Genomic DNA, 24,295 nt, shown 5'->3' on the forward strand with positions numbered 1-24,295 from the left:
GCGATTACGCCTTTTCCGCCAGCAGTTGGTTTGCCAGCGCTTTCAGTTCCGGCAGATATTGTTCATCTACCGGGGCAAATGGTTTACGGCACAGTGGGACAGAAACCACATCCATATAGTGCAGTACCGTTTTCAGGCCGCGGAACACGCCAACCTTAATAAGCAGATCGATAACTTTATTGCACTCGGTTTGCAGCTTTTGCGCCGTCCGGATGTCGCCTTCTTTGAGCGCTTTCACAATTCCCTGATAACGCCATCCCATGATGTTGTAAGTGCTACCGATACCGCCATCTGCCCCCGCAAGCAGACCAGAAGCGAAGATCTCGTCATAGCCGTTATAAAGCACCAGATCGGGGTGAGCGCGGCGGATCTGTTCCATCTGATAGAGATCGCCTGAAGTTTGCTTCAGCGCACCAACGCCCGGCAACGTCACCAGCGTGTTGATCTGCTCCAGCGTCAATTTCACACCGCTCAGCGCCGGAATGTTATAGACCACCATCGGTAAACCATCAGCGGAATCAATAATCGCGCGATAGTGATCGCAATGCTCTTCAAAGCTGAACGGATAGTAAAACGGCGTGACGGCCGAAACCGCATCAAAGCCGTAGCGATGCGCGGCGCTCGCCAGCTGTTGGCTCTCTTCGGTGCTTACCGTGCCAACGTGGGCGATAAGCGTCACCTTGCCTTTCGCTTCTTCGGCAACAATTTCCAGTACCTGCTCTCTTTCAACGCGGTTTTGGACAAAGGCCTCACCCGTTGAGCCACCGACATAGAGCCCATCTACACCTTGACCAATGTTGAAACGAACCAGGCGGCGCAGACTCTCGATGTCCAGTCGCTGTTGATTATCGAATGGGGTTAACAATGCTGGCATTACGCCTTTTAAATCTCTTGCCATAACGACCTCTGACGATGATTAGTGTTATCTGACTGCATACCTTTATACCTGTTATACCAGATCAAATAAGCAGCAATACAATACAGAACGCTTATAGTGCGATCTACTTCACTAAACACTTCATTCTTCAAGCCGCCTCTGCGTAGCTGCGTTCGCTCACTCCTGTCACATAGTTACCTATGCTCCAGGGGGCTCGCTCTCTTGCCGCCTTGATGCAACTTGAATGATTTTGTGTTTAAACGATCGTCAGGATCGCGATCACTTACGCAATTTTTTACTTTTGCTGAAGGCGTGCCAGGTCGCGGAAACGCTGTTGAGGTGTTCTTGCAGTGCGCGGTCCGCTTCTTCAGGATCGCGCTGGCGAATTGCGTCGACAATAGCTATATGCTGCTGATAACTCACGTTATTGTGCTCATACAACTCTTGATCGGCGACGGCCGGACGAGCTGCAATCAGCCAGTCTAACAGCGCAACATGGATGGCCATAAAGATGGGGTTGCCCGGGATCTCCGCCAGCACACGGTGAAAATCAACATCCGAGCGAATGAACAACGCATTGTCATCGAGCGACTGGCTGTTGATCTCCAGCGCTTTCGCCAGTCTGTCGATTTGCTCGTCCGTCGCATGTTCGGCGGCGTATCGGACCAGGCTTGATTCAAAGAACAGTCGCAACTGTTCGAAGTGGGCAATGCCGCCGGGATGCGCGAGGAAATCTTTCGCCATACCGGACAGCTCGCTGATAATAGTATCAGCCGAAGGACGCGAAACGCGGGCGCGCTCGCCGTTGTTGATTTGTACCAGACCTTTGCGTTTTAACGCTGCCAGCGCTTCTCGTACAGAAGGACGGCCCACGTTAAAGAAGGCCATCAGCTCCCGCTCAGACGGCAACTGTTCGCCCTCGCCAAATTCCCGACGACGAATCATCTGCTCCAGTTCTTCTTCAACCATCTCAGACAGTTTTTTACGCGCCAGCGGGCGATTGCGTAAGCTACGGCCAATGGTGGATGGAGAGTCTTCAGCTTGCGAATCAAATGCGTTCATAGGGTCCATTCAGCTAAGTCGTGGTGACAAACAACAGCAGGTTTATCCTAACACAGGATCGAAAGCAGGGTGAAATGATGGTCAATCGGGCTGGGCGACTTATTGGTAATATCTATCTTCAGGATATTTTATTATGTTTAAGCATTACACTTTTCTTTAATTAAACAGCATCATATTCGCTTCATGAAATTTATGAATATGAACGTGATAAATTATCATAACCATCTATTTTATAACGATAAATAATTTAAACATCGAATTAAAAATAAGATATTCACTCCATAAAAAGCACCCGAAAAAATATAACATCCGTTTTGACAACAGCATTATTACCGGATTTATCTTCTTCTCTGGCATGGAGTGAAACAATGTTCGGCATCATTATCTCTGTCATCGTTTTATTAACGATGGGTTACCTGATCCTCAAAAACTACAAGCCGCAGGTCGTGCTGGCCGCCGCCGGGATCTTCCTGATGATCTGCGGCGTCTGGCTGGGCTACGGCGCGCTGGTTGCTGACGACAAGAGCAGCGGCTATCTGCTGGTCGATATTTACAACGAAATTCTGCGGATGCTTTCCACCCGGGCGGCCGGACTGGGGTTATCAATCATGGCGGTCGGCGGTTATGCCCGTTATATGGACAAGATGGGAGCCAGCAGAGCGATGGTTAGCCTGTTAAGCCGCCCATTAAAGCTAATCCGCTCACCTTATGTTGTTCTTGCTGCCACCTATGTGATTGGTCAGATCATGGCTCAGTTCATTACCAGCGCTTCCGGTTTAGGCATGCTGCTGATGGTGACGCTGTTCCCGACGCTGGTCAGTCTTGGCGTTAGTCGTTTATCCGCGGTGGCGGTCATTGCCACCTCGATGTCAATTGAGTGGGGCATCCTGGAAACCAACTCAATTTTTGCCGCGCAGGTCGCAGGCATGAAAATCGCTACCTACTTCTTTCAGTATCAGTTACCCGTCGCATCGTGCGTGATCGTTGCCGTCGCTATTGCGCATTTTTTCGTTCAGCGGCAGTTCGATAAAAAAGCATTCCCGGAAAGCAACGGATTCGCTGAACAAAAGACGCTGGAAAACGTACCTCCACTCTATTACGCCATTCTCCCCGTTATGCCGTTGCTTCTGATGCTGGGATCGCTTGCCCTTGCACATATGGGGCTAATGAAAGCAGAGCTGAATCTGGTGGTGGTGATGCTGATGAGCATGACGCTGACCATGTTTGTAGAATTCCTGCATAAACATAATCTGCGCGAAACGATGGATGATGTGCAGGCTTTTTTTGACGGCATGGGGACGCAGTTTGCCAACGTTGTCACGCTGGTGGTCGCCGGTGAGATCTTTGCGAAAGGGTTGACGACTATCGGGACTGTCGACGCCGTAATAAAGGGCGCAGAGCATTCCGGTCTCGGCGGCATCGGCGTGATGATCATCATGGCCGTGGTTATTGCCGCTTGTGCGATCGTTATGGGGTCAGGCAACGCGCCGTTTATGTCTTTTGCCAGCCTGATTCCGGATATAGCCGCCGGACTACATATTCCTGCGGTAGTGATGATTATGCCGATGCATTTTGCTACTACGCTGGCCCGGGCGGTGTCCCCCATTACTGCGGTAATTGTAGTGACATCGGGTATTGCCGGCGTATCGCCCTTTGAGGTGGTAAAACGTACGGCTATCCCGATGGCGGTGGGATTTGTGGTGAATATGATAGCCACCATCGCACTGTTTTACTGACCCCGAAGCCAGAAAACAGAACAGGCCCCAAAGGGCCTGTTTTTTATTTCACTACGCGTAGCGCTGGGCGCCCACCGCGAGGCGGCGGCGGCGTGTCATCCGGATCGTTGTCGTCGCCATTATCAGGCTTATCGCCATCAATAACCGACATAACCGGTTCACTCTCAAAACCAGGCGCGTCGTTGTCGTCATCATTTAAGCTGGCGACATCTTCGTCGTAGGCGGCTTCCGGTTCGAACATAGTACCGGCGCCATTTTCACGAGCATAAATTGCCAGAACTGCCGCCAGCGGTACAGAAACCTGACGCGGCACACCACCGAAGCGCGCGTTAAAACGCACTTCATCGTTAGCCAGCTCCAGGTTACCCACCGCACGCGGTGCAATGTTCAGAACAATTTGCCCGTCACGCGCATATTCCATCGGAACCTGCACGTCCTGAAGCGTCACATCCACCACCAGATGCGGCGTGAGCTGGTTGTCTAATAACCACTCATAGAATGCGCGCAGCAGATACGGACGGCGTGGTGTTAGCTGTGGCAAATCCATACAGGTTAACCCCGGCCCAGACGCATTTCACGTTCAGGCTCAGTCAGAGAAGCCAGGAAAGAGTCACGCTCAAAGACGCGAGTCATGTACCCTTTCAGTTCTTTCGAACCTGCACCGTTGAATTCAATACCCAACTGCGGTAAACGCCACAGCAGCGGCGCCAGGTAGCAGTCTACCAGGCTGAACTCATCGCTCAGGAAGTAAGGTTTCTGGCCAAATACTGGCGCAATTGCCAGCAGTTCTTCGCGCAGACGCTTACGCGCGACTTCGGCTTCAGAAGCAGAACCGTTCACGATGACGTTCATCAGCGTGTACCAGTCTTTTTCAATACGCTGCATGTACAGGCGGCTTTCACCACGCGCAACCGGGTAAACCGGCATCAGCGGCGGATGCGGGAAGCGCTCATCCAGGTATTCCATAATGATGCGAGATTCCCACAGGGTCAGCTCACGATCCACCAGTGTCGGTACGCTCTGATTCGGGTTGAGGTCGATCAGATCCTGAGGTGGATTGTCCTTCTCCACATGCTCAATCTCGAAACTAACACCTTTCTCAGCCAGCACAATGCGGACCTGATGGCTATAGATGTCAGTAGGACCAGAAAACAGCGTCATTACCGAACGTTTGTTGGCAGCGACAGCCATGAAAACCTCCAGGTATATTCAGAATTTTTACTGCTACCAGCCACTCAGTGGCCAGCCAGAAGTGATGTCACCCAGATTCGGAAAAGCCATTACTGTTCAAAATACAAACAAAAAATGAACGATACCGGACATTTGGGCAGAAAATTGGATGATAGTTTACCAGATTTTGTGACCTTTGTGGTGAGTCGATTCTTGAAATGGGGAAAAAGAGGTGGCAATCAGCGGATTACCGTGGATCTACGGGAAGAAAAACGATAAAAAAACCCGCCGAAGCGGGTTTTTTCGCAAATTGTTGTCTGCCGAAGCAGAGTACAATTAACGTTTGGAGAACTGAGGACGACGACGTGCTTTACGCAGACCGACTTTCTTACGTTCAACCTGACGAGCATCACGAGTAACGAAGCCAGCTTTACGCAGTTCGCCACGCAGGGATTCGTCGTACTCCATCAGAGCGCGGGTGATACCGTGACGGATCGCACCAGCCTGACCAGAGATACCACCACCTTTAACAGTGATGTACAGATCCAGTTTCTCAACCATGTCGACCAGTTCCAGCGGCTGACGAACTACCATGCGGGCAGTTTCACGACCGAAGTACTGTTCCAGAGAACGTTGGTTGATTACGATTTTACCACTGCCCGGTTTGATGAAAACGCGAGCTGCGGAACTTTTGCGGCGACCAGTGCCGTAGTATTGATTTTCAGCCATTGCCTATAATCCCGATTAGATGTCAAGAACTTGCGGTTGCTGTGCCGCGTGGTTGTGCTCGTTGCCAGCGTAAACTTTCAGTTTACGGAACATAGCACGACCCAGCGGGCCTTTTGGCAGCATGCCTTTAACCGCGATTTCAAGCACACGCTCAGGACGGCGAGCAATCATCTCTTCAAAGGTCGCTTGTTTGATACCACCGATGTGACCGGTGTGGTGATAGTACACTTTGTCAGTACGCTTGTTGCCGGTTACAGCAACTTTGTCAGCGTTCAGAACGATGATGTAATCACCGGTATCTACGTGCGGAGTGTATTCCGCTTTGTGCTTACCGCGCAGGCGCAGAGCCAGTTCGGAAGCCAGACGGCCCAGAGTTTTACCGGTCGCGTCAACAACATACCAGTCGCGTTTTACGGTTTCTGGTTTAGCTGTAAAAGTTTTCATTAAAAGCTTACCCAAATAAATAAGTTACACGTTGGTGAACACCCAAACGTTTTGTCAGTTGAGGTTCACACGACATTGTCCAGCAAACCTACCCCTTCGAATAGCCTATGCCGGCGCATAGAAAGTTTTGGGAAAAAAACTCTCTCGTAACGTGGGGTCGCAAGATTATAGAGAAGTCAGGGTCAAAGATCGACCCCTTTATGTGATTTGCGGCAGGTTTAACCGGCTAAATGTTCCCGCTTCAGATACTCTTCGCTTTGCATCTCCTGCAAACGCGACAAACAGCGCTGAAATTCAAACTTCAGACGCTCGCCCTGATAAATTTCATAGAGTGGTGATGCCGCACTGATCACCAGCTTGACATGGCGTTCATAGAACTCATCCACCAGCGCGATAAAACGCCGCGCTTCGCTTTCCATCAGCGAGGTCATGACCGGCACATCAAACAACAGCACCGTGTGAAACAGACGCGACAGCGCAATGTAGTCATGTTGGCTACGCGCATCGACACAGAGCGTGGTAAACGACACCGCCAGCGTTTGGTTTTCGACGGCCAGCGTCTGCATCGGACGATGATTGATCTCCAGCATCGGCGCATGTTCACCTTTGGTTCCCGCTAATGCCAGCCAGAGTTTATCCATCTGCTGGCGGGTTTCCTCATTCAGTGGCGACAGCCACAAATGCGCCTGCGTTAAGGTGCGCAGACGATAATCGACCCCAGCATCAACATTCATGATGTCGCAATGCTGTTTGATGGCATCAATGGCAGGAAGAAAGCGCGTGCGTTGCAAACCGTTACGATACAGATCATCTGGCGGAATATTGGAGGTCGCCACCAGCGTAATACCACGGGCAAAGAGCGCTTTCATCAAGCCGCCGAGCAGCATGGCATCGGTGATATCGGAAACAAAAAATTCGTCAAAGCACAGCACGTCGGTTTCGGCCTTAAAACGGTCGGCAATGATTTCCAACGGATCGCTCTGCCCCTGTAAGGCAGTAAGCTCTTCATGGACGCGCAGCATAAAACGGTGGAAGTGCAAACGCTGTTTACGTTTGCCCGGCAGGCTATGGTAGAACAGATCCATCAGCCAGGTTTTTCCGCGCCCAACCCCGCCCCACATATACAAACCACGCACCGGCGCGTTGGTCGGTGACTCACGCTTGCCCAGCAATTTGCCAAAACGCGCCATCAGTCCGCTCTCCTGCGGTGCAGGACGTGTCGGCGTCGTAAGCGCCTGGAAAATTGTTTCCAGTCGATTCACGGCTTCTAGTTGTACATTGTCGGGTTGATGACTGCCGTCTTTGAGTGCTTGCTGGTAACGCGATGTCGGGGAAAGGCTTTGCATGATGTTATTGTTATTCCTTGAGAATCGATGTGCCGTCGCTCACGGTTGACGAAAAAAAGGCCGTTCTACATTACGTGATATAAACACGGGATTCCACTTCTACGGGATTAGCGGTTATAGTGGCATAATCAGGCGCGGGCATGGAGCCTAAAGCCAACACCCTACGGAAACACAAGACAACGGGAGATGTTCATGACCTGGGAATATGCGCTAATTGGGTTAGTCGTCGGTATCATTATTGGTGCTGTAGCCATGCGTTTTGGTAATCGTAAATTACGCCAACAGCAGGCATTGCAGTACGAACTGGAAAAAAATAAAGCTGAGCTGGAAGAGTACCGCGAAGAGCTGGTGAGCCACTTTGCCCGCAGCGCTGAATTGCTGGATAACATGGCGGACGATTATCGTCAGATCTACCAGCATATGGCGAAAAGCTCCAGCAACCTGCTGCCGGGTATGTCGCCAGAAAACAACCCGTTCCGTAATCGTCTGGCAGAGTCCGAAGCAGGCAACGATCAGGCGCCGGTTCAGATGCCGCGTGACTATTCTGAAGGGGCATCAGGCCTGCTGCGTAGCGGCGCAAAGCGCGACTAACCGCACATCGTTAAGAAATTTATTGGGCGCAGCAATTGCGCCCTCCGCTTCTCTTCCCGTCCCAGCTATTATTTAGTCGTTAACCTCATTGTGACCAAACCGAAAATTCAATAACATCAAACTGTTTTGAATCATCTTCCGTTTACTCAAGGTACGAGAGCAGGATCCATGAAAAAACAAACCCAGCTGTTGAGTGCATTAGCGTTAAGTGTCGGGTTAACTCTCTCGGCGCCATTCCCGGCCGCAGCGTCAATTCCCGGCCAGGTTCCCGGTCAGGCTGCGCTTCCCAGCCTCGCCCCGATGCTGGAGAAAGTGTTACCTGCCGTGGTGAGCGTAAGGGTCGAAGGCACCGCCACTCAGGGACAGAAAGTCCCGGAAGAGTTCAAAAAGTTTTTTGGTGATGAACTTCCCGATCAACCTTCTCAACCTTTTGAAGGGCTGGGTTCAGGGGTCATTATTGATGCTGCCAAAGGCTACGTCCTGACCAATAACCACGTCATTAACCAGGCGCAAAAAATCAGCGTTCAGCTTAATGATGGCCGTGAGTTCGACGCTAAGCTTATCGGCAGCGACGATCAGAGCGATATCGCTCTGCTGCAAATTCAACATCCCAGCAACCTGACACAAATTGCTATTGCCGACTCCGACAAACTCCGCGTGGGTGATTTCGCGGTGGCCGTGGGTAACCCGTTTGGTTTGGGGCAAACAGCCACCTCCGGCATCGTATCGGCGTTGGGTCGCAGCGGGTTGAACCTGGAAGGTCTGGAGAACTTTATTCAGACCGACGCCTCCATCAACCGGGGCAACTCCGGCGGCGCGCTGCTTAACCTCAACGGTGAGCTGATTGGAATTAACACCGCGATTCTGGCCCCGGGCGGCGGCAGTATCGGCATTGGCTTTGCAATCCCGAGCAACATGGCGCGCACGCTGGCGCAGCAGCTGATGCAGTTTGGTGAAATTAAACGTGGCCTGTTGGGCATTAAAGGTACCGAAATGACCTCCGACATCGCCAAAGCGTTCAAACTGGACGTGCAGCGCGGCGCGTTTGTCAGCGAGGTTCTGCCTAACTCCGGTTCCGCAAAAGCAGGAGTAAAGTCCGGCGACGTCATTACCAGTCTCAACGGCAAGCCGCTCAACAGCTTCGCCGAACTGCGTTCACGCATTGCGACAACCGAACCAGGGACCAAAGTCAAACTGGGTCTGCTGCGTAACGGTAAACCGCTGGAGGTTGAAGTCACCCTGGATACCAGTACATCATCGTCCGCCAGTGCGGAGATGATTGCACCTGCGTTACAAGGGGCTACGCTCAGCGATGGTCAGCTAAAAGACGGCACCAAAGGCATCAAAATTGATAACGTTGAAAAAAGCAGTCCAGCCGCGCAGGCCGGTTTGCATAAAGATGACGTTATTATTGGCGTTAACCGCGATCGCGTAAACTCGATCGCCGAAATGCGCAAAGTGCTGGAAGCGAAACCGTCGATCATTGCTCTGCAGGTGGTTCGCGGAAACGAAACTATCTACCTGCTCCTGCGTTAACGCCTGCAACCGGACATCAGCCCCCCGTGTGATGTCCGGTAAACTCGTGATATGCTGCTGCCGTTCCCTTTATTAATGACGCCGCCATCATGTTTGTGAAGCTTTTACGTTCGGTCGCGATTGGTTTAATCGTCGGCGCTATTCTGCTGGCCGCGATGCCCTCTCTGCGCAAAATAAATACACTTACCGCACCGCAGTTCGACAGTGCAGATGAAACACCCGCCAGCTATAACCCGGCGGTTCGCCGTGCAGCGCCTGCCGTCGTGAACGTTTATAACCGCAGTATGAACAGTACCGCGCACAACCAGCTTGAGATCCGCACGCTCGGCTCAGGCGTTATCATGGATCAGCGCGGCTATATCATTACCAATAAGCACGTCATTAATGATGCCGACCAAATCATCGTCGCACTGCAGGATGGACGTGTATTTGAAGCACTGCTTGTGGGTTCTGATACGTTAACCGACCTTGCGGTGCTGAAAATCAACGCCACTGGCGGCCTGCCGACAATCCCAATTAATAATAAACGCGTGCCGCACATCGGCGATGTGGTTCTCGCCATTGGTAACCCGTACAACCTTGGGCAAACCATCACTCAGGGGATTATCAGCGCCACCGGCCGTATTGGCCTGAACCCGACTGGGCGGCAAAACTTCCTGCAAACCGATGCCTCCATCAACCACGGTAACTCTGGCGGCGCGTTGGTTAACTCGCTGGGCGAGTTAATGGGTATTAACACGCTGTCATTTGATAAGAGCAACGATGGCGAAACCCCGGAAGGGATCGGCTTTGCCATTCCGTTTCAGTTGGCGACTAAAATCATGGATAAGCTGATTCGTGACGGGCGCGTGATTCGCGGCTACATCGGCATCAGCGGTCGTGAAATTGCCCCACTGCACGCTCAGGGTGGCGGAATGGATCAAATTCAGGGGATTGTGGTTAACGAAGTAGCGCCGGACGGTCCGGCGGCACAGGCAGGCATTCAGGTTAACGACCTGATTATCTCGGTCAATAACAAACCGGCGGTATCTGCGCTGGAAACGATGGACCAGGTGGCAGAGATTCGCCCTGGTTCGGTTATCTCCGTCGTCGTGATGCGTGATGACAAACAGCTGACGCTGCAGGTAACGATTCAGGAATACCCGGCTACCAATTAACGTCACGTCTGGCTGTCCACTTACCATAAAAAAACCGGAGCACATTGGCTCCGGTTTTTATTAGGCGATATCGTAGGGAGTTAGCACGTAATGCCTGATGGCGCGCAGCTTTCAGGCCAACAAATACACGCAGGCCTCTCTTCGGCTTACTTAACGAACTCTTCGCCCAGAGTGATATCTTTCTTCAGCGTATCCAGCATACCTTCCAGCGCAGCTTGTTCAAACGCGCTCAGCTTGCCGATAGACTGACGTTCTTCTACGCCGTTTTTGCCCAGCAGCAGCGGCTGAGAGAAGAAGCGAGCATACTGACCGTCGCCTTCAACGTAAGCACATTCAACCACACCTTTTTCGCCGCTCAGTGCGCGAACCAGTGACAGGCCGAAACGAGCTGCAGCCTGACCCATAGACAGGGTTGCAGATCCGCCACCAGCTTTAGCTTCCACAACTTCAGTACCCGCATTCTGGATACGTTTGGTCAGGTCAGCGGCTTCTTGCTCGGTGAAGCTTACGCCAGGAATTTGTGACAGCAGCGGCAGAATGGTCACGCCAGAGTGGCCGCCAATAACCGGGACTTCAACGTCGCCAGGCTGCTTGCCTTTCAGTTCCGCAACAAAGGTGTTGGAGCGGATGATGTCCAGCGTGGTCACGCCAAACAGTTTGTTCTTATCGTATACGCCTGCTTTTTTCAGCACTTCTGCAGCGATAGCGACGGTCGTGTTTACCGGGTTGGTGATGATACCGATACACGCTTTCGGACAGGTTTTAGCAACCTGCTGCACCAGGTTCTTCACGATACCCGCGTTGACGTTGAACAGGTCGGAACGATCCATACCCGGTTTACGTGCGACACCCGCAGAGATCAGTACCACATCAGCACCTTCCAGTGCAGGGGTAGCGTCTTCACCGCTGAAGCCTTTGATTTTCACAGCAGTAGGGATATGGCTCAAATCAACGGCCACACCAGGCGTTACTGGAGCGATGTCGTACAGGGAGAGTTCTGAACCTGAAGGCAGTTGGGTTTTTAACAGTAATGCTAGCGCCTGACCGATACCACCAGCAGCGCCGAGGACTGCAACTTTCATCCTAAACTCCTTATTATATTGATAAGCAAAGTGTCTATTGCTCCGCGGCGGCGACCTTAATTCACAAATCCAACGAATACAACAACCACGCGTCAAGAATGCGTAGTCACGCAAATTTGGCTTTTATGCATTTAACTTACGTAAAATAAAACCTAAGTTACGTAATTCAAAACCACCCGCACAGTAGAGCAACTTTCCAACAGGTGCTGACAATATACCCTACCCACCTCTCAAAACAACATCAATTTGATAACATTTAATTTACTTTTAAGCTTATTTGCGAGCCGTGACACAGGCATGTTTCTTGATAACGAAATTTGATAAAATTCCGCTCTTTCATAACATTATTTCAGCCTTGAACAAGGCAGACTGTTTGCATAAAAATTCATCTGTATGCACAATAATGTTGTTTCTACCGCCATATTACGGGTGACTTATGCGAAGCTCGGCAAAACAAGAAGAATTAGTAAAGGCGTTTAAAGCGCTGCTTAAAGAAGAAAAGTTCAGCTCTCAGGGCGAAATCGTCCTCGCGTTGCAGGATCAGGGCTTTGATAATATCAATCAGTCCAAGGTTTCTCGCATGCTGACCAAGTTTGGCGCCGTGCGTACCCGCAATGCGAAAATGGAAATGGTGTACTGCCTGCCGGCAGAGTTAGGAGTACCTACTACCTCCAGCCCGCTGAAAAATCTGGTACTGGATATCGACTATAACGATGCGGTCGTGGTTATTCATACCAGCCCTGGCGCTGCTCAGTTGATCGCACGTCTGCTGGATTCATTGGGTAAAGCGGAAGGTATTCTGGGTACGATTGCCGGTGACGATACCATCTTCACCACCCCAGCTAAGGGCTTTACGGTAAAAGATTTGTACGAAGCCATTCTGGAACTGTTCGAACAAGAGCTGTAATGTCTCCTCCCCGTCGCTTCGCGGCGGGGAAAAACCTCTGATTCCTCCCTCCTTCCTCTACTTTCCACTGTCATTCATTTAACAAATGGTGCGTTTAACCGTCAAAAGTCATTCACGTAGTGAATGTGCATGTTCAAAAGCGCACATTTTGCAAAATTTTATATCTGCATGATTTTATTGCATTTACTCAACAACCGGCGTTTATAACTCTCTTTTTAATTCTATTTGGTTATAAAAAATATTTTTCTTAACACTTAATACGCCGGGAAACAATTAGCGTGGTATTAATTTATCGCGTGATTAGTGTATACTTGATTTTGTGATGAGGGTCACGAAACGCAGACCCCTATAAAAGAATTCGACGAGGTAAATATCATGAAAATCAAAACTACTATTGCAACCTTAAGCCTTCTTTCTGTTCTCTCTTTCGGCGCAAGCGCCGCGGTTACTCAGGTGAACTCACAAGAAGCACAGAACCTGCAATCCATGGGCAGCATCTCCGTATCTCAGATCGGTAGCTCACCAATGGATATGCGTCAGGCCATCGCCGCTAAAGCTGAAAAAGCGGGCGCCAGCAGCTATCGCGTCACCGAACTCCGTGAAGGCGCTCACTGGCACGCAACTGCAGAACTCTACAAATAAACCCTCGTCGTCTAAGTCCGACGACTTGCCCCCGCCTGCCGGGGGCTTTTTTATGCCTTACGTTGAGTGGCGAACGTTAAAGCGCAGCTGTCCTTCCAGCTCTTCTTCCGCTTCATCGAACAGTAAAATCAGCGCGCCGTATCGCCTGCGCAGCTTGTCCGGTAAATGGACAAATTCAATCTCCAGCGGCAGCGGTAAAACTTCCCCGATAACCACCTCCCACAGAGAATCTAAATCAACCACCTTTTCCCGGGCGAGACCGAACGTGCGCGTAAACTCGCGATAGAAATCACCCTGGTCTTCTATCTCGTCAAAATCAAATGTATAGATGTTCATCTATAGCCACCATCCCGACGCCAGCCACTCTACAGACCGCCAATATGCAAGGGTCTCTCGTATTTTCAGGTAAGTATAGCCATAAAAAAACCGACGCTTTTAGCGTCGGTTTTCAACTCTTAATTACTGACCAGCGCATGCTGATATTTATGCAGCATCCCACTGAGCCGTTTTACCGGTTCGGTCACCTGCGGTGGAGCTTGCCAGATGATTAATTTTTCCTGGTAGATATCAAGCTCCTCCAGCAACTGGCTAAAATAGCGTCGGCGCTTGTCGTCGTTTCCTGCGGAAATCACGCGATCGGCAGTACGGCGAAGCTGACGGTGGAATGCGGATAAATCCTCGTTCACCGGTACCGGCGCATCGCGCAGGCGCTGATGTGCGATGATCATTGTCAGCGCCAGGCGAAACTTCGGCAGATCGCCTGGAAATTTGTTCATCAGTAAAAACAGCTGCTGATAAAGCGCCGGGAGGTGGTTTTCTTTACGACGTACCACGTTGGTGGTCATTGCTGAAACCGCCGCCGAGACAAACTGGTTGAGCAACACACGCCCCGTTCTGTCACGAGAGTTATCGCGCACCAACATAATGACAATAAACGCCAGCACACAGCCAACAATCTGCCCCAACGCACTGTCAAGGAACTGGCTAAAGTGGAAGGTCATCGGGTTATCCAGCACAATGATATTAATGGTGCTGGCCAGCGCTCCCATCGAACCCAGTCGTCGTTTCTGTACCTCAATCCCCAGAAAGAATCCCAGCACCGCCAGGCTCAGGCACAGTAACAGCATACTTTGCTGCGTATTGGGGATAATCACCAGGAAATAGAGCGCCCCAAGCGGTAACGCCGCCAACGTACCGTAAATAAAGTCTATCGCCACCATGCGAGGATTGGGCAAACGCATTGCCAGCGAGGTGACAACCGCAATCATCACCATTGCGCCGCTGCCAGAGGTCCAGCCGGTCCACAGCCAGAATAAGGTTCCCAGCACACAAGAAAGCGTGGTGCGCCAGAAGTTGACCATTGCATGATGGCGCTCGGCAGACTCCACTTTCACCACCGGCTCGCCTTGCAGGATCTCTTCTTCCGTAGCGCTAATCTTGGTATTACTCACCACACCGCGTTTGAGCAGCAGGTAGCGCGTCGCAGCGCCTGCCCAACTATATATCGTAACCGGCGTTTCGCGCTCGCCGGTCCAGGCAATCACACGACGCATCCGCTTCAGCTGTTTATGGACATCCTGCACCGTTTCAACCGGTGTATCGAACAACTCGCGGAAGGTGTCAGTGATCAGTTCCGGTCGGGTGTTCTGAATAAGATAGGTTTCGCAGGACTGCGTGATAAGCGTGAGCGACAGCGTGTTCAATGCTTTCAGTCTGCGGTTAGCGCGCACCCAGCGTGAGGACTCCATGTTCAGGTTACTGCGCATACCTTCCAGCGCCGCCGTACGCCTGACTAAATCGCCCCAGGCTTTGTCCACTTCCTCACTGTCGCCATGCTTTATGCACAACTGCATAAGCTGATACTGCGCCACCAGCAGACTGTCCAGTTCAACATCAATCTCTTGTTTCACCGAACGGGGCGAAAAGAGCAGATCGGCCACAATGGCGCAGACAATCCCCATCACAATTTCACTACAGCGTTCGAGCGCAAATTGTGGCGTCAGCAGCGGTTCAGCCTGGATGGTAATGACGATGATCAGCGCCGTATAGCCCGAAAGTCCCCATGCGTAGGAGTTTTCGATCTTCACTAGCGATGAGATCCAGGTACAAAACCCGGCCCAGATACAACACACCAGGATCATCAATAACGGGGCGCGGATCATGCTGATGATAATGATCAGTGCGGCAATACAGCCAATAAATGTCCCGACAATACGCAGCATGCCGCGATAGCGGATAGCGCCTGAATAAGGTTCTCCGCCGGCGGCAAAAGCCGGGCCCGCCGCCACAATGGCTGCGGTTAGCACCGCCCAGCGCGGGGTCTCAAGTTGGAAGTGAAAACCAACGAACAGCGCCAGTACAATCGCGCACGCCAGTTTTACCGCAAAGCGGATATGCTGGTTGGCAATGGAGAAAATACCCATCGCGATTAACCAAACTCGCGCAGGCGGTGCGCCATTTTACGGAAGAAGGATTCCTGGCTTGCATCGCGATCTCGCTTGCCGGTAATAACGACGGTAGCCGTAGTCCCGGCAGGCCACAGGGTTCCCTGCTGCTCATCAAGACGAATTCGTACCGGCACACGCTGTGCCAGACGCACCCATTCAAGATTGGAATCAATGGTTGCCATACCCTTTGCATCCCGCGTACTGCTGGCATTCGTTACGCCAGCCGCAACGCTATCAACAGTGCCCTTCAGTACATTATTACTGCCAAGCGGGGTGATCTCGGCGCGATATCCAGGGCGAACGCCTTCCAGTTTGGTTTCTTCCATATAGGCCAGCACATAGAAAGAATGCTGTTTGACCAACGCCACCGCCGTGGAGCCACGCGTAATAAATTCGCCGCTATAGACATTCAGGTTAGTCACCCAGCCATCTGCTGGCGCGCGAATCACGGTACGTTCCAGATCTAATTTTGCCAGATCGCGGGTCGCCTGCGCCTTCGCAAGCTGGTGTAATACGGTTTGCAGGACGTTGTTTGACTGGTCAATCTCTTCACGAGACATGGCCTGTACGCCCAGCCGGTTACGACGACTGGCCTCCTGGCGTTTTTCCTGCGCCAGAACCTGGTAATAAGAGACATCAGCTTCAGCCTGCTCAAGGGCTTTTTTATAACGAGGCTGATCGATAGTGAACAGGATCTGATCCTTTTTCACCAGTTGGTTATCATGGATGTTAACGTTGGTAATAAGACCCGCCACGTCCGGCGCAATGGCAACGACATCGGCGCTGAATCGGGCGTCACGCGTCCACGGCGACTCGGTGTAGAACACCCATGCGCGGAAAATGGCAATGAAGGCCAGAATGACCAGTACGAGAGTCGTGGCCGTACGGGAGAGTTTTTTTGTTAGTGTTTTCACTTCAACCTCAAACGAACAGGCGCGTTATTAAATAGAACAGACAGCAATACAGCGCGGTGTTAAACAGAGCCGGATGCCAGACAAAATCATAGATGCCAGTCGGAACCAGTACCCGGCGCACCAGCCAGAAAATCGCCAGTGACAAAAGTAATTCGAAAAAAATCGGTGGGAAGGACAGACCAAACACCACGATAACGGGAAACAGACTCATGTTGACCTTGGTAGCTTAAGAGAGTGCAGATGATAGATTTTCTAGCGTATGTCACCGCAGAGAAGGGCAAGGATGAGCCAGGCGAGAGCGACATAGCTGTTATTTGAATAATAATATATTAACGTAACTGTTATGCTGTTATCTATATTATGTGATCTAAATCACTTTTAAGCCAGAGTGAACAATGGAACGATTAAAACGTATGTCGGTGTTTGCCAAAGTTGTCGAACTGGGCTCCTTCACCGCCGCCGCAAGACAGCTACAAATGAGCGTATCATCGATAAGCCAGACGGTCTCTAAACTGGAAGATGAGCTACAGGTCAAGCTGCTAAACCGCAGCACACGCAGCATTGGGCTAACCGAAGCTGGAAAAATTTATTATCAGGGCTGCCGCCGAATGCTGCACGAAGCACAGGATGTTCACGAGCAGCTTTATGCCTTTAACAACACCCCCATCGGCACCCTGCGCATTGGCTGTTCTTCAACCATGGCACAAAATGTCCTCGCTGGGTTGACCGCAAAGATGCTGAAAGAGTATCCAGGATTGACCGTAAATCTGGTAACCGGCATCCCGGCACCGGATTTAATCGCCGATGGTCTGGACGTGGTTATTCGCGTCGGCGCGTTGCAGGACTCCAGCCTGTTTTCACGTCGCCTGGGTGCTATGCCGATGGTGGTCTGCGCCGCTAAAAGCTATCTCGCGCAGTTTGGCGTCCCGGAGAAGCCCGCCGATCTCAGCAACCACTCGTGGCTGGAGTACAGCGTGCGCCCGGATAATGAGTTCGAGCTTATTGCTCCGGAGGGGATCTCTACCCGGCTGATCCCAGAGGGGCGATTCGTGACTAACGATCCGATGACGCTGGTTCGCTGGCTGGCCGCAGGCGCGGGCATCGCCTATGTGCCGTTGATGTGGGTGATCAATGAGATCAATCGTGGCGAAGTGGAGATCCTGCTTCCCCGCTATCAGTCGGATCCGCGTCCGGTCTATGCGCTGTATACCGAAAAAGACAAACTGCCGCTCAAGGTCCAGGTGGTTATTAACTACCTGTCGGATTATTTTGTCGATGTGGTCGGCGTTTTTCAGGGCGTCCGAGGATGACGAAAGGAATAATTAAAACATCCCGAGAAGAATATTTCTCATGAATATTTCCTGGATTGTCCTCTGACAATTCAGAATTCACTCCAGCACCCTATCAAAAATAGATAATTGACACCACCGCCACTCACCATTTACCGTGTAAGTGGCCTGACATACAGGCAGTTATTTTATTGTTAGCAGCATGAATAATAATATATTTTTCAGGATGTCTTAAAGCAAGGATCAGAAATGAATCTATTTGAACAAACACAACCTTCGCGCAGGCGCTACGGGCTCGCCGCGTTTATTGGCTTGATTGCAGGGATCGTCTCCTCTTTCGTCAAATGGGGAGCAGAGGTTCCACTTCCTCCACGCAGCCCTACTGATTTATTCACCGGCGCATGCGGACCGGAACAATTAATAAGAGTGGCCAGCCAGATTGATTGCTCACGCAACTTCTTAAATCCTCCCTATATATTTTTACGCGACTGGTTGGGCGTTGTCGATCCTAACGCCGCTGTATATACATTTGCCGGGCATATATTTAACTGGGTTGGCGTGACGCATATTATTTTCTCTATCGTCTTTGCCGTAGGTTATTGCATCGTTGCAGAAGTCTTCCCTAAAATTAAGCTTTGGCAGGGTTTGCTGGCTGGCGCGTTGGCTCAGCTTTTCGTCCATATGATCTCGTTCCCGCTGATGGGGCTGACGCCTCCGCTCTTTGAACTGCCGTGGTACGAGCACGTATCTGAAATCGCAGGACATCTTATCTGGTTCTGGTCGATCGAAATTATTCGTCGTGATTTGCGTAACCGCATCACTCACGAACCAGACCCTGAAATTCCGCTGGGCAATATACGCTAAAAAAAATGGCGCTACCCAAGAGTAGCGCCATTTTCATACCCTTTCAGTTCAGGCGGTGCCACCTACGGTCAGGTTATCCACCTTCAGCGTCGGCTGGCCCACGCCCACCGGCAGGCTCTGCCCTTCTTTACCGCAAACGCCAACCCCGTTATCCAGTTTCAGGTCGTTACCCACCATCGAAATTTGCTGCATCGCTTCGATACCGGAGCCAATCAGCGTTGCGCCTTTCACCGGTTTGGTCACTTTACCGTTTTCAATCAGATACGCTTCGGACGTCGAGAATACGAATTTCCCGGAGGTGATATCCACCTGGCCGCCGCCGAAGTTAGGCGCATAAATACCGTATTCAACGGATTCGATGATTTCCTGCGGCGTGGATTTCCCCGGCAGCATATAGGTGTTGGTCATGCGCGGCATCGGCAGGTGCGCGTAAGATTCACGGCGACCATTACCCGTTGGCGCCACGCCCATCAGACGCGCATTCAGTTTGTCTTGCATGTAGCCTTTCAGAATGCCGTTTTCGATCAGCACGTTGTACTGACCCGGCGTACCTTCGTCATCGATAGCCACGGAACCACGACGATCCGCCATTGTGCCATCATCCACAACGGTACACAGTTCTGACGCTACCAGCTCACCCATATGACCGCTGAATACCGAGGTGCCACGACGGTTAAAGTCACCTTCCAGACCATGACCGACCGCTTCATGCAGCAAAACGCCAGGCCAGCCAGCGCCGAGTACCACCGGCAGCGTACCCGCAGGGGCTGCAACTGCAGACAGATTGACTAACGCCATGCGTACGGCCTCTTTTGCCCACGCGTCGGCACGAACCTCACCATCAAGGTCACCAAGGAAATAGTCATAGCCAAAACGACCACCGCCGCCGCTGGCGCCGCGCTCACGCTTACCATCCTCTTCGACCTGTACGCTTACGGACAGGCGTACCAGCGGGCGGACGTCAGCGGCCAGCGTACCGTCAGTCGCTGCCACCAGGATCAGTTCATAAACACCGGTCAGGCTGGCGGTCACTTCCTGGACGCGTTTGTCGGCGGCGCGGGCCACGCTGTCTACGCGGCGCAGAATATCCAGTTTCTCTTCACGGCTCATGCTCTGTAACGGATCAACCGAGGTGTAAAGCGCCTGATGCTCTACCGCCCCCAGCGTTTTTACTTTGCCGTCACCGTTATCACGAACGATAGTTCGCGCGGCATGGGCGCTTTGCTCCAGCGCCAGCAGGCTAATCTGGTCTGCATAAGCAAACCCTGTTTTTTCGCCGCTGATGGCGCGCACGCCAACGCCCTGATCGATATTGTAAGAACCGTCTTTAATGATGCGGTCTTCTAAAACCCAGGATTCGTGATAGCTCGACTGAAAATAGAGATCGCCGTAATCAAGACGGCGTTCGGCCAGTTGGCCCAGAATGGCAAACAGATCCTGATGTTTCAGGCCATTCGCCGCTAGCAATTGTTCACTTACCAGGTTCAGACTCATCGTTTTGGTACTCATTAGTTTCTGTTGTAGGCCTGATAAGACGCGCCAGCGTCGCCATCAGGCACTTCAATGCCGGATGGCGGCGTGAACGCCTTTTCCGGCCTACGGACTGCGGTAGAAGATCACTGTACTGAGATTGGGGCAATTACTCGCCCCCGTCAAATCATTGCTGGCTTTCTTTGCGCGGCTGACGCAGAACTTCGTTAATCTGCGGCTTATCGACCGGACCGGTGATGCGATAACGCAGAATCGAGACTTTGCTCCACAGCGGTCCCAGAACCTTACTGGCGGCAAACACCGCCGCACCCACAATCGGGTTGACGGCAAACGCGGCGGCAACCCCTACGGTAGCTGAGATTTCTGGTGCGACGATGGCTTCCATATCCAGTTCCCGGCGCACCAGGTTCACTGAGCCTTTCATCGCAATGTCAGCTTCCAGACCGTCCACCAGCGTGTCATCGGTATGCATCACGCCATCTTTGATCCACGCCGTGCTGCGAATCGAGTCGAAATAGAAGCCTTCACTGAAGGTGTCGCTGAAATCAAAACGCAGTTTACGCAGCAACGCATCAAAGCTAAGCAGGCGTAATAGCTGCCCCGCATGCCCGGTGCTGAGTTCGGTTATCTCACCTTTGCCCAACCGGGCACGCAAAATGCCATTCAGCGAGGCTTCATCTGGATCCCACGGCGGGTTACGCCAGTGCAGATCGTACTCCACGTTGAACGAAGAATTGCGAATCGGCGTTGATACGCCAAAGAAGCCGGCCGCGGAGTCAATTTTACTGCCGCTCAGTTTACCTTTCAGCGACGTCCGCTCCTTGCCCGGCGTATTCACCCATACGCCGTCGGTGGTCAGTCTGGCAAAACCGGTATCCAACAGACCGTTATTCAAGGTGAGCGTGTCGCCTTTAATCGCTACATCGGCGTCAATGCGCCCGTATTTCTGTCCCCACATCCAGCATTCTGCACAGCGTAGCTGAAGGTCCGGCCAGCCACGGAAGCTGACGTTGTCGATGGCGGAGAACGGCGAGGCAGGCGTGCTATTCGGTGACGGTTTTACCGCGCTTGGGTTGTAATAAAGATACTTAATATTGGCCAGCCACGGCGCATTATTGCGCATCGCCAGCGTGGCGTTAATTTCACGACCCTGCGCCTGCACGATGGAACCGTTGCTCGCAGGCTCAGAGACGATACTCAAATTATTCCACTGCTGACCACCCAGGGATAACGATGGCGTCCGCACCGTGATCCGTTGAGGGAAGTTGGCGTTGGTACCAACATTATCTGCAGCGCCTTTCTGGAACAACGCCAGCCACTGCGCGCCATCCATAGGGGGAAGGTTAAGCTCAATGCCTTGCTGATCGGGTAACGCGGGCACGGTGCGGCTTTCCGACGTCCAGATTGCGCGGTCAAGCGTCAGTTTCTGATTCAGTAGCCAGCGGCTGTTAAAGTGATTCTTACTGCCAGCGTTGCCGGTCAGATCAAAGCTGCGCAGATTGCCCCTGGCCTTAACGTTCACCGGCAACGCCTCACCGGTAGCTTTATTCAGCGGAGCAGGTAAGTGACTACTTACATTCTTAAGGTCGCCCTTTAGCTCAATGTCGTAGGTCGGCCCGGCATGATACGGAAGATCGATTCCCACTTTGCCATTCCACGCCATGCTTCCGCTCAACGCGTCGTTGACCTGCGCCGGTAAAATCCCCATGTGGGTTGGCTGCCAGTCACCTTGTAGATTCACGGCGACCTGGTAGGCTTTCGCTCCTTCGGTCGTAGAAAAGTCGACGTTCAGCGGCTGATTAAACCAGTTCGCCGTCATCGGCTCACTTTGCAGATCGCCGTTGATAAAGCTGAATTTGCCGTTCAAATTCTTCAGCGTGCTGTCGAGCGGTTTAATAAACAAGCTGTTATTACGCAGGTTGACGTCGCCTTTAGCGGTAACCAGCGAGCCGTCCAGCGGAATATCAAGATGTAAGCGAGCATTCACATCGCCGTCAATTTGCAACTGCTCGAGCGTGGCGCCGAGAGAATCCTTTAATGGCGTCTCATCAAAATAAGGTCCGACCGCCTTGCCCGGCCCGTTGATATCGGCATCAATCAGCAGTTTTTCTTTTGCATAGTCGGGGATGTTGGCCGTCAGATTACTGGCCTTCACACCACCCAGATTAACGCTATCCGTCTTCATCCACAGACCGTCGTTAATGAAGTTCAGTTCAATATTGAGGTCAGTCAGCGCGGGCCAGTCGGGCTGGAAAGCAAACTTCGCATTGCGAAGCGGCACCAGGACCTGAAACTGCCCTTCATTATGGAGATAGGGGAACAGATGTGGGTTGCCGCCATACACCAGCGTGGCGTTATCCGCTTCGCCGCCCTGAATAGCGCCACTGAGATAGTCAACCAGCTCTTTGCCCATCAGGTTTTCCGGGAAATAACGCCAGGCCTGAGAGCCATCGTCGGTGCTGATGCCTGCCAGAATGCCCAACCATGGCTCATCACCGGCGGGCTGCAGATAGCGAAAACCGCCGCGCGCGCGTACCGCTTTCGCTTTAACATCGATGTTGCGTCCATCTAACTGAAAGCCTTTATCATTTTTCAGCCAGCTTAGCGTCGCCACGCCGTTCTCTATTTCCAGCGGTGCGCGAAAGACGGTTTCATACGGCATTTTGGCTTGCGTCATGGAAGCGGTTAGCGCCCCATCTTCAACGCTTCCCACAAGCGTACCGGAGAAGTGTTCTGCCCCTGGCAGCAGCTTCCACTGTTTCCAGGCCAGATCGGTCCACGAGGACTGGAAGCGGGTTTTTTCTGTCGCCTGTAACGGGATATCCAGCGCCAGCACATCTATCTTGCCGCTCGGCTGCGTAGCTCGCCAGATATCCCCCAGCGCAGGCGATAGCCTGGATGCCATCGGACGCAGCCCTTCTAACCCGGCCAGATCCAGATTGCTGGCACGAATGCGAAGCTCGTCGCTGCGTTTGTTATTCTCACCACCGACTTCCTGTTCTGGTATCCAGGCCAGCGTTAACGCCCCGCTCGGCCAGGGTTTATCATCCATGGTGATACGGGTATCGGGAATAGAGAATTGCCAGCCCGGCCCTTCATGGCTGATGTGCGCCGTCAGATTATCGACGGAGAGCGTGTGCGTAAGATTTTCACCCAGCCAGCTTGCCCCGCCTTTTTTCAGCCAGACATCGCCGCCGGAAACCACGCCTTTGCTGATCGTCATCCATGCTTCCAGGCTAAAACGCGCGGTCTGCAGCGCAACGTTATCCTGCATCCATTTATTCAGCCACGGCTTGACGTCGATGTCGTCGGCCTGTAGCCAGACCCGACCGTTATTCAATAGTCCGTTGTCGTCACGCAGATCCATACGCACCTGCATAACGCCGTGCTGCCCGGTCAGACTGGAGAGACTGACCTGCCCCTCAGCGCGATGCCGGTTTTTACCGTTCAGCCAGGTAAGCTGTGGGATCGCCAGTTCAGCACGCTGGCCTGAGAGGGTTAAAAAGCTAATCTGACTGTCGCGCAGATCGAAATGATCAAACTGGCGCAGGAAGAGATCGCTGAGGTGATCGGCTTCAATTCCATCACCGCTTTCGCTGCGCTGGATGGGGGTATTGGTGCGCAGTTGTAACTGCCAGAAGGTGAGATCGCGAAACTGCCAGCGCATGTGCAGCAAGCTTTGCCAGACATCCAGCGCTAACGTGACGCGCTTGACCGAAAATTCCCCACCGTCTTTCAGCTGCGCATGGATATCGCGCGCTTCAAGCGTAGGACCGAAACTTTGCCAGTTAGCGGAAAGTTGGCTGGCGGAAACGGGCAGGCCAGTGGCGGATTCAATCTTGCTAAGGATCGCCGGGCGCCAGCTATCAAGATGAGGTAGCGCAAGGCGCAGTCCACTGACCAGCAGCGCTGCGATGACAACGAATGCGGCTCCAGTGAGCAGTAATATCCCCGGCAATCGCCTCACGCGCCTCTCCTTGTCTACCAAAAAATGTGACTCACAAAACCGTC

At 52.3% G+C, this 24,295-nt stretch carries 22 protein-coding genes; 8 read left to right on the top strand and 14 right to left on the bottom strand.

Going from position 1 to position 24,295, the window contains the following annotated elements; translation table 11 throughout:
- Positions 1–4: 4 nt before the first annotated feature.
- Together nanA and nanR are read right to left on the bottom strand one after the other, a co-directional pair.
- Positions 5–898: an N-acetylneuraminate lyase gene (gene nanA / locus OGV94_RS05815; RefSeq protein ID WP_043017811.1), complete on the bottom strand. Its 894-nt coding sequence runs from the start codon at positions 896–898 to the stop codon at positions 5–7.
- A 258-nt stretch (positions 899–1,156) separates the two neighbouring features.
- Positions 1,157–1,948 carry a transcriptional regulator NanR gene (nanR, locus tag OGV94_RS05820; RefSeq protein WP_075145571.1) on the bottom strand — a complete coding sequence of 264 codons (792 nt, stop codon included), beginning with the start codon at positions 1,946–1,948 and terminating at the stop codon, positions 1,157–1,159.
- Between the two features lie 359 nt (positions 1,949–2,307).
- On the opposite strand from nanR, the gene dcuC reads away from it, so the two are divergent.
- The gene (dcuC, locus tag OGV94_RS05825; protein WP_075145570.1) at positions 2,308–3,675 is read left to right on the top strand and encodes an anaerobic C4-dicarboxylate transporter DcuC; all 1,368 of its coding nucleotides are present in this window, start codon (positions 2,308–2,310) and stop codon (positions 3,673–3,675) included.
- A 43-nt stretch (positions 3,676–3,718) separates the two neighbouring features.
- Here dcuC and sspB read toward each other — a convergent pair whose 3' ends face one another.
- From sspB to zapE, 5 genes are all read right to left on the bottom strand, one after another.
- Complete coding sequence (gene sspB, locus OGV94_RS05830; protein ID WP_043017814.1) at positions 3,719–4,222, bottom strand: ClpXP protease specificity-enhancing factor; 504 nt, start codon at positions 4,220–4,222, stop codon at positions 3,719–3,721.
- Between the two features lie 5 nt (positions 4,223–4,227).
- The gene (sspA, locus tag OGV94_RS05835; RefSeq protein WP_003025132.1) at positions 4,228–4,866 is read right to left on the bottom strand and encodes a stringent starvation protein SspA; all 639 of its coding nucleotides are present in this window, start codon (positions 4,864–4,866) and stop codon (positions 4,228–4,230) included.
- Positions 4,867–5,181: 315 nt separating this feature from the next.
- Entirely contained in the window at positions 5,182–5,574 is a 393-nt protein-coding gene (gene rpsI / locus OGV94_RS05840; RefSeq protein ID WP_003025138.1) for a 30S ribosomal protein S9, read from the bottom strand.
- Between the two features lie 15 nt (positions 5,575–5,589).
- Positions 5,590–6,018, bottom strand: coding sequence for a 50S ribosomal protein L13 (gene rplM, locus OGV94_RS05845; protein WP_003025141.1), 429 nt, complete (start codon positions 6,016–6,018; stop codon positions 5,590–5,592).
- Positions 6,019–6,236: 218 nt separating this feature from the next.
- A complete protein-coding gene (zapE, locus tag OGV94_RS05850) occupies positions 6,237–7,364 on the bottom strand; it encodes a cell division protein ZapE (protein WP_286522813.1) in 1,128 nt (375 codons plus the stop codon).
- Positions 7,365–7,556: 192 nt separating this feature from the next.
- Here zapE and zapG point away from each other — a divergent pair, with 192 nt between their 5' ends.
- The 3 genes from zapG (at position 7,557) to degS (ending at position 10,648) form a co-directional block, all read left to right on the top strand.
- Complete coding sequence (gene zapG / locus OGV94_RS05855) at positions 7,557–7,955, top strand: Z-ring associated protein ZapG (RefSeq protein ID WP_003025147.1); 399 nt, start codon at positions 7,557–7,559, stop codon at positions 7,953–7,955.
- 168 nt (positions 7,956–8,123) lie between these two features.
- Positions 8,124–9,491, top strand: a complete 1,368-nt coding sequence (degQ, locus tag OGV94_RS05860; RefSeq protein WP_043017816.1) for a serine endoprotease DegQ — start codon at positions 8,124–8,126, stop codon at positions 9,489–9,491.
- An 89-nt stretch (positions 9,492–9,580) separates the two neighbouring features.
- Entirely contained in the window at positions 9,581–10,648 is a 1,068-nt protein-coding gene (gene degS / locus OGV94_RS05865) for an outer membrane-stress sensor serine endopeptidase DegS (RefSeq protein ID WP_003025154.1), read from the top strand.
- Positions 10,649–10,794: 146 nt separating this feature from the next.
- Here the strand turns inward: degS and mdh are convergent, their stop codons facing one another.
- Entirely contained in the window at positions 10,795–11,730 is a 936-nt protein-coding gene (gene mdh, locus OGV94_RS05870; protein WP_003025158.1) for a malate dehydrogenase, read from the bottom strand.
- 436 nt (positions 11,731–12,166) lie between these two features.
- Between mdh and argR the strand changes: the two genes are divergently transcribed.
- Both argR and yhcN read left to right on the top strand, forming a co-directional pair.
- Positions 12,167–12,637, top strand: a complete 471-nt coding sequence (argR, locus tag OGV94_RS05875) for a transcriptional regulator ArgR (RefSeq protein ID WP_003025162.1) — start codon at positions 12,167–12,169, stop codon at positions 12,635–12,637.
- Between the two features lie 375 nt (positions 12,638–13,012).
- Entirely contained in the window at positions 13,013–13,279 is a 267-nt protein-coding gene (gene yhcN / locus OGV94_RS05880) for a peroxide/acid stress response protein YhcN (protein WP_003025165.1), read from the top strand.
- Positions 13,280–13,336: 57 nt separating this feature from the next.
- Here the strand turns inward: yhcN and OGV94_RS05885 are convergent, their stop codons facing one another.
- From OGV94_RS05885 to aaeX, 4 genes are all read right to left on the bottom strand, one after another.
- Positions 13,337–13,615 (bottom strand): barstar family protein, encoded by a 279-nt coding sequence (locus OGV94_RS05885; protein WP_043017817.1) that lies wholly within the window; start codon positions 13,613–13,615, stop codon positions 13,337–13,339.
- A gap of 119 nt (positions 13,616–13,734) precedes the next feature.
- On the bottom strand, positions 13,735–15,702 hold the full coding sequence (aaeB, locus tag OGV94_RS05890; protein WP_043017818.1) for a p-hydroxybenzoic acid efflux pump subunit AaeB: 1,968 nt from the start codon (positions 15,700–15,702) through the stop codon (positions 13,735–13,737).
- A gap of 5 nt (positions 15,703–15,707) precedes the next feature.
- A complete protein-coding gene (aaeA, locus tag OGV94_RS05895; RefSeq protein WP_043017819.1) occupies positions 15,708–16,640 on the bottom strand; it encodes a p-hydroxybenzoic acid efflux pump subunit AaeA in 933 nt (310 codons plus the stop codon).
- 7 nt (positions 16,641–16,647) lie between these two features.
- Complete coding sequence (gene aaeX, locus OGV94_RS05900) at positions 16,648–16,851, bottom strand: p-hydroxybenzoic acid efflux pump operon protein AaeX (protein WP_003025177.1); 204 nt, start codon at positions 16,849–16,851, stop codon at positions 16,648–16,650.
- A gap of 184 nt (positions 16,852–17,035) precedes the next feature.
- On the opposite strand from aaeX, the gene aaeR reads away from it, so the two are divergent.
- Complete coding sequence (gene aaeR, locus OGV94_RS05905; RefSeq protein WP_047408302.1) at positions 17,036–17,950, top strand: HTH-type transcriptional activator AaeR; 915 nt, start codon at positions 17,036–17,038, stop codon at positions 17,948–17,950.
- Positions 17,951–18,178: 228 nt separating this feature from the next.
- The gene (locus OGV94_RS05910; protein ID WP_080626035.1) at positions 18,179–18,793 is read left to right on the top strand and encodes a YagU family protein; all 615 of its coding nucleotides are present in this window, start codon (positions 18,179–18,181) and stop codon (positions 18,791–18,793) included.
- 48 nt (positions 18,794–18,841) lie between these two features.
- On the opposite strand, the gene tldD is transcribed toward OGV94_RS05910, so the two are convergent.
- Together tldD and yhdP are read right to left on the bottom strand one after the other, a co-directional pair.
- Positions 18,842–20,287, bottom strand: coding sequence for a metalloprotease TldD (gene tldD / locus OGV94_RS05915; protein WP_003828819.1), 1,446 nt, complete (start codon positions 20,285–20,287; stop codon positions 18,842–18,844).
- A 163-nt stretch (positions 20,288–20,450) separates the two neighbouring features.
- Positions 20,451–24,251, bottom strand: a complete 3,801-nt coding sequence (gene yhdP, locus OGV94_RS05920; protein ID WP_286522816.1) for an AsmA2 domain-containing protein YhdP — start codon at positions 24,249–24,251, stop codon at positions 20,451–20,453.
- Between the last annotated feature and the right edge of the window lie 44 nt (positions 24,252–24,295).

This window comes from Citrobacter sp. Ce006 (assembly GCF_030336535.1).
In the GTDB taxonomy this organism is placed as follows: Bacteria; Pseudomonadota; Gammaproteobacteria; order Enterobacterales; family Enterobacteriaceae; genus Citrobacter; species Citrobacter europaeus.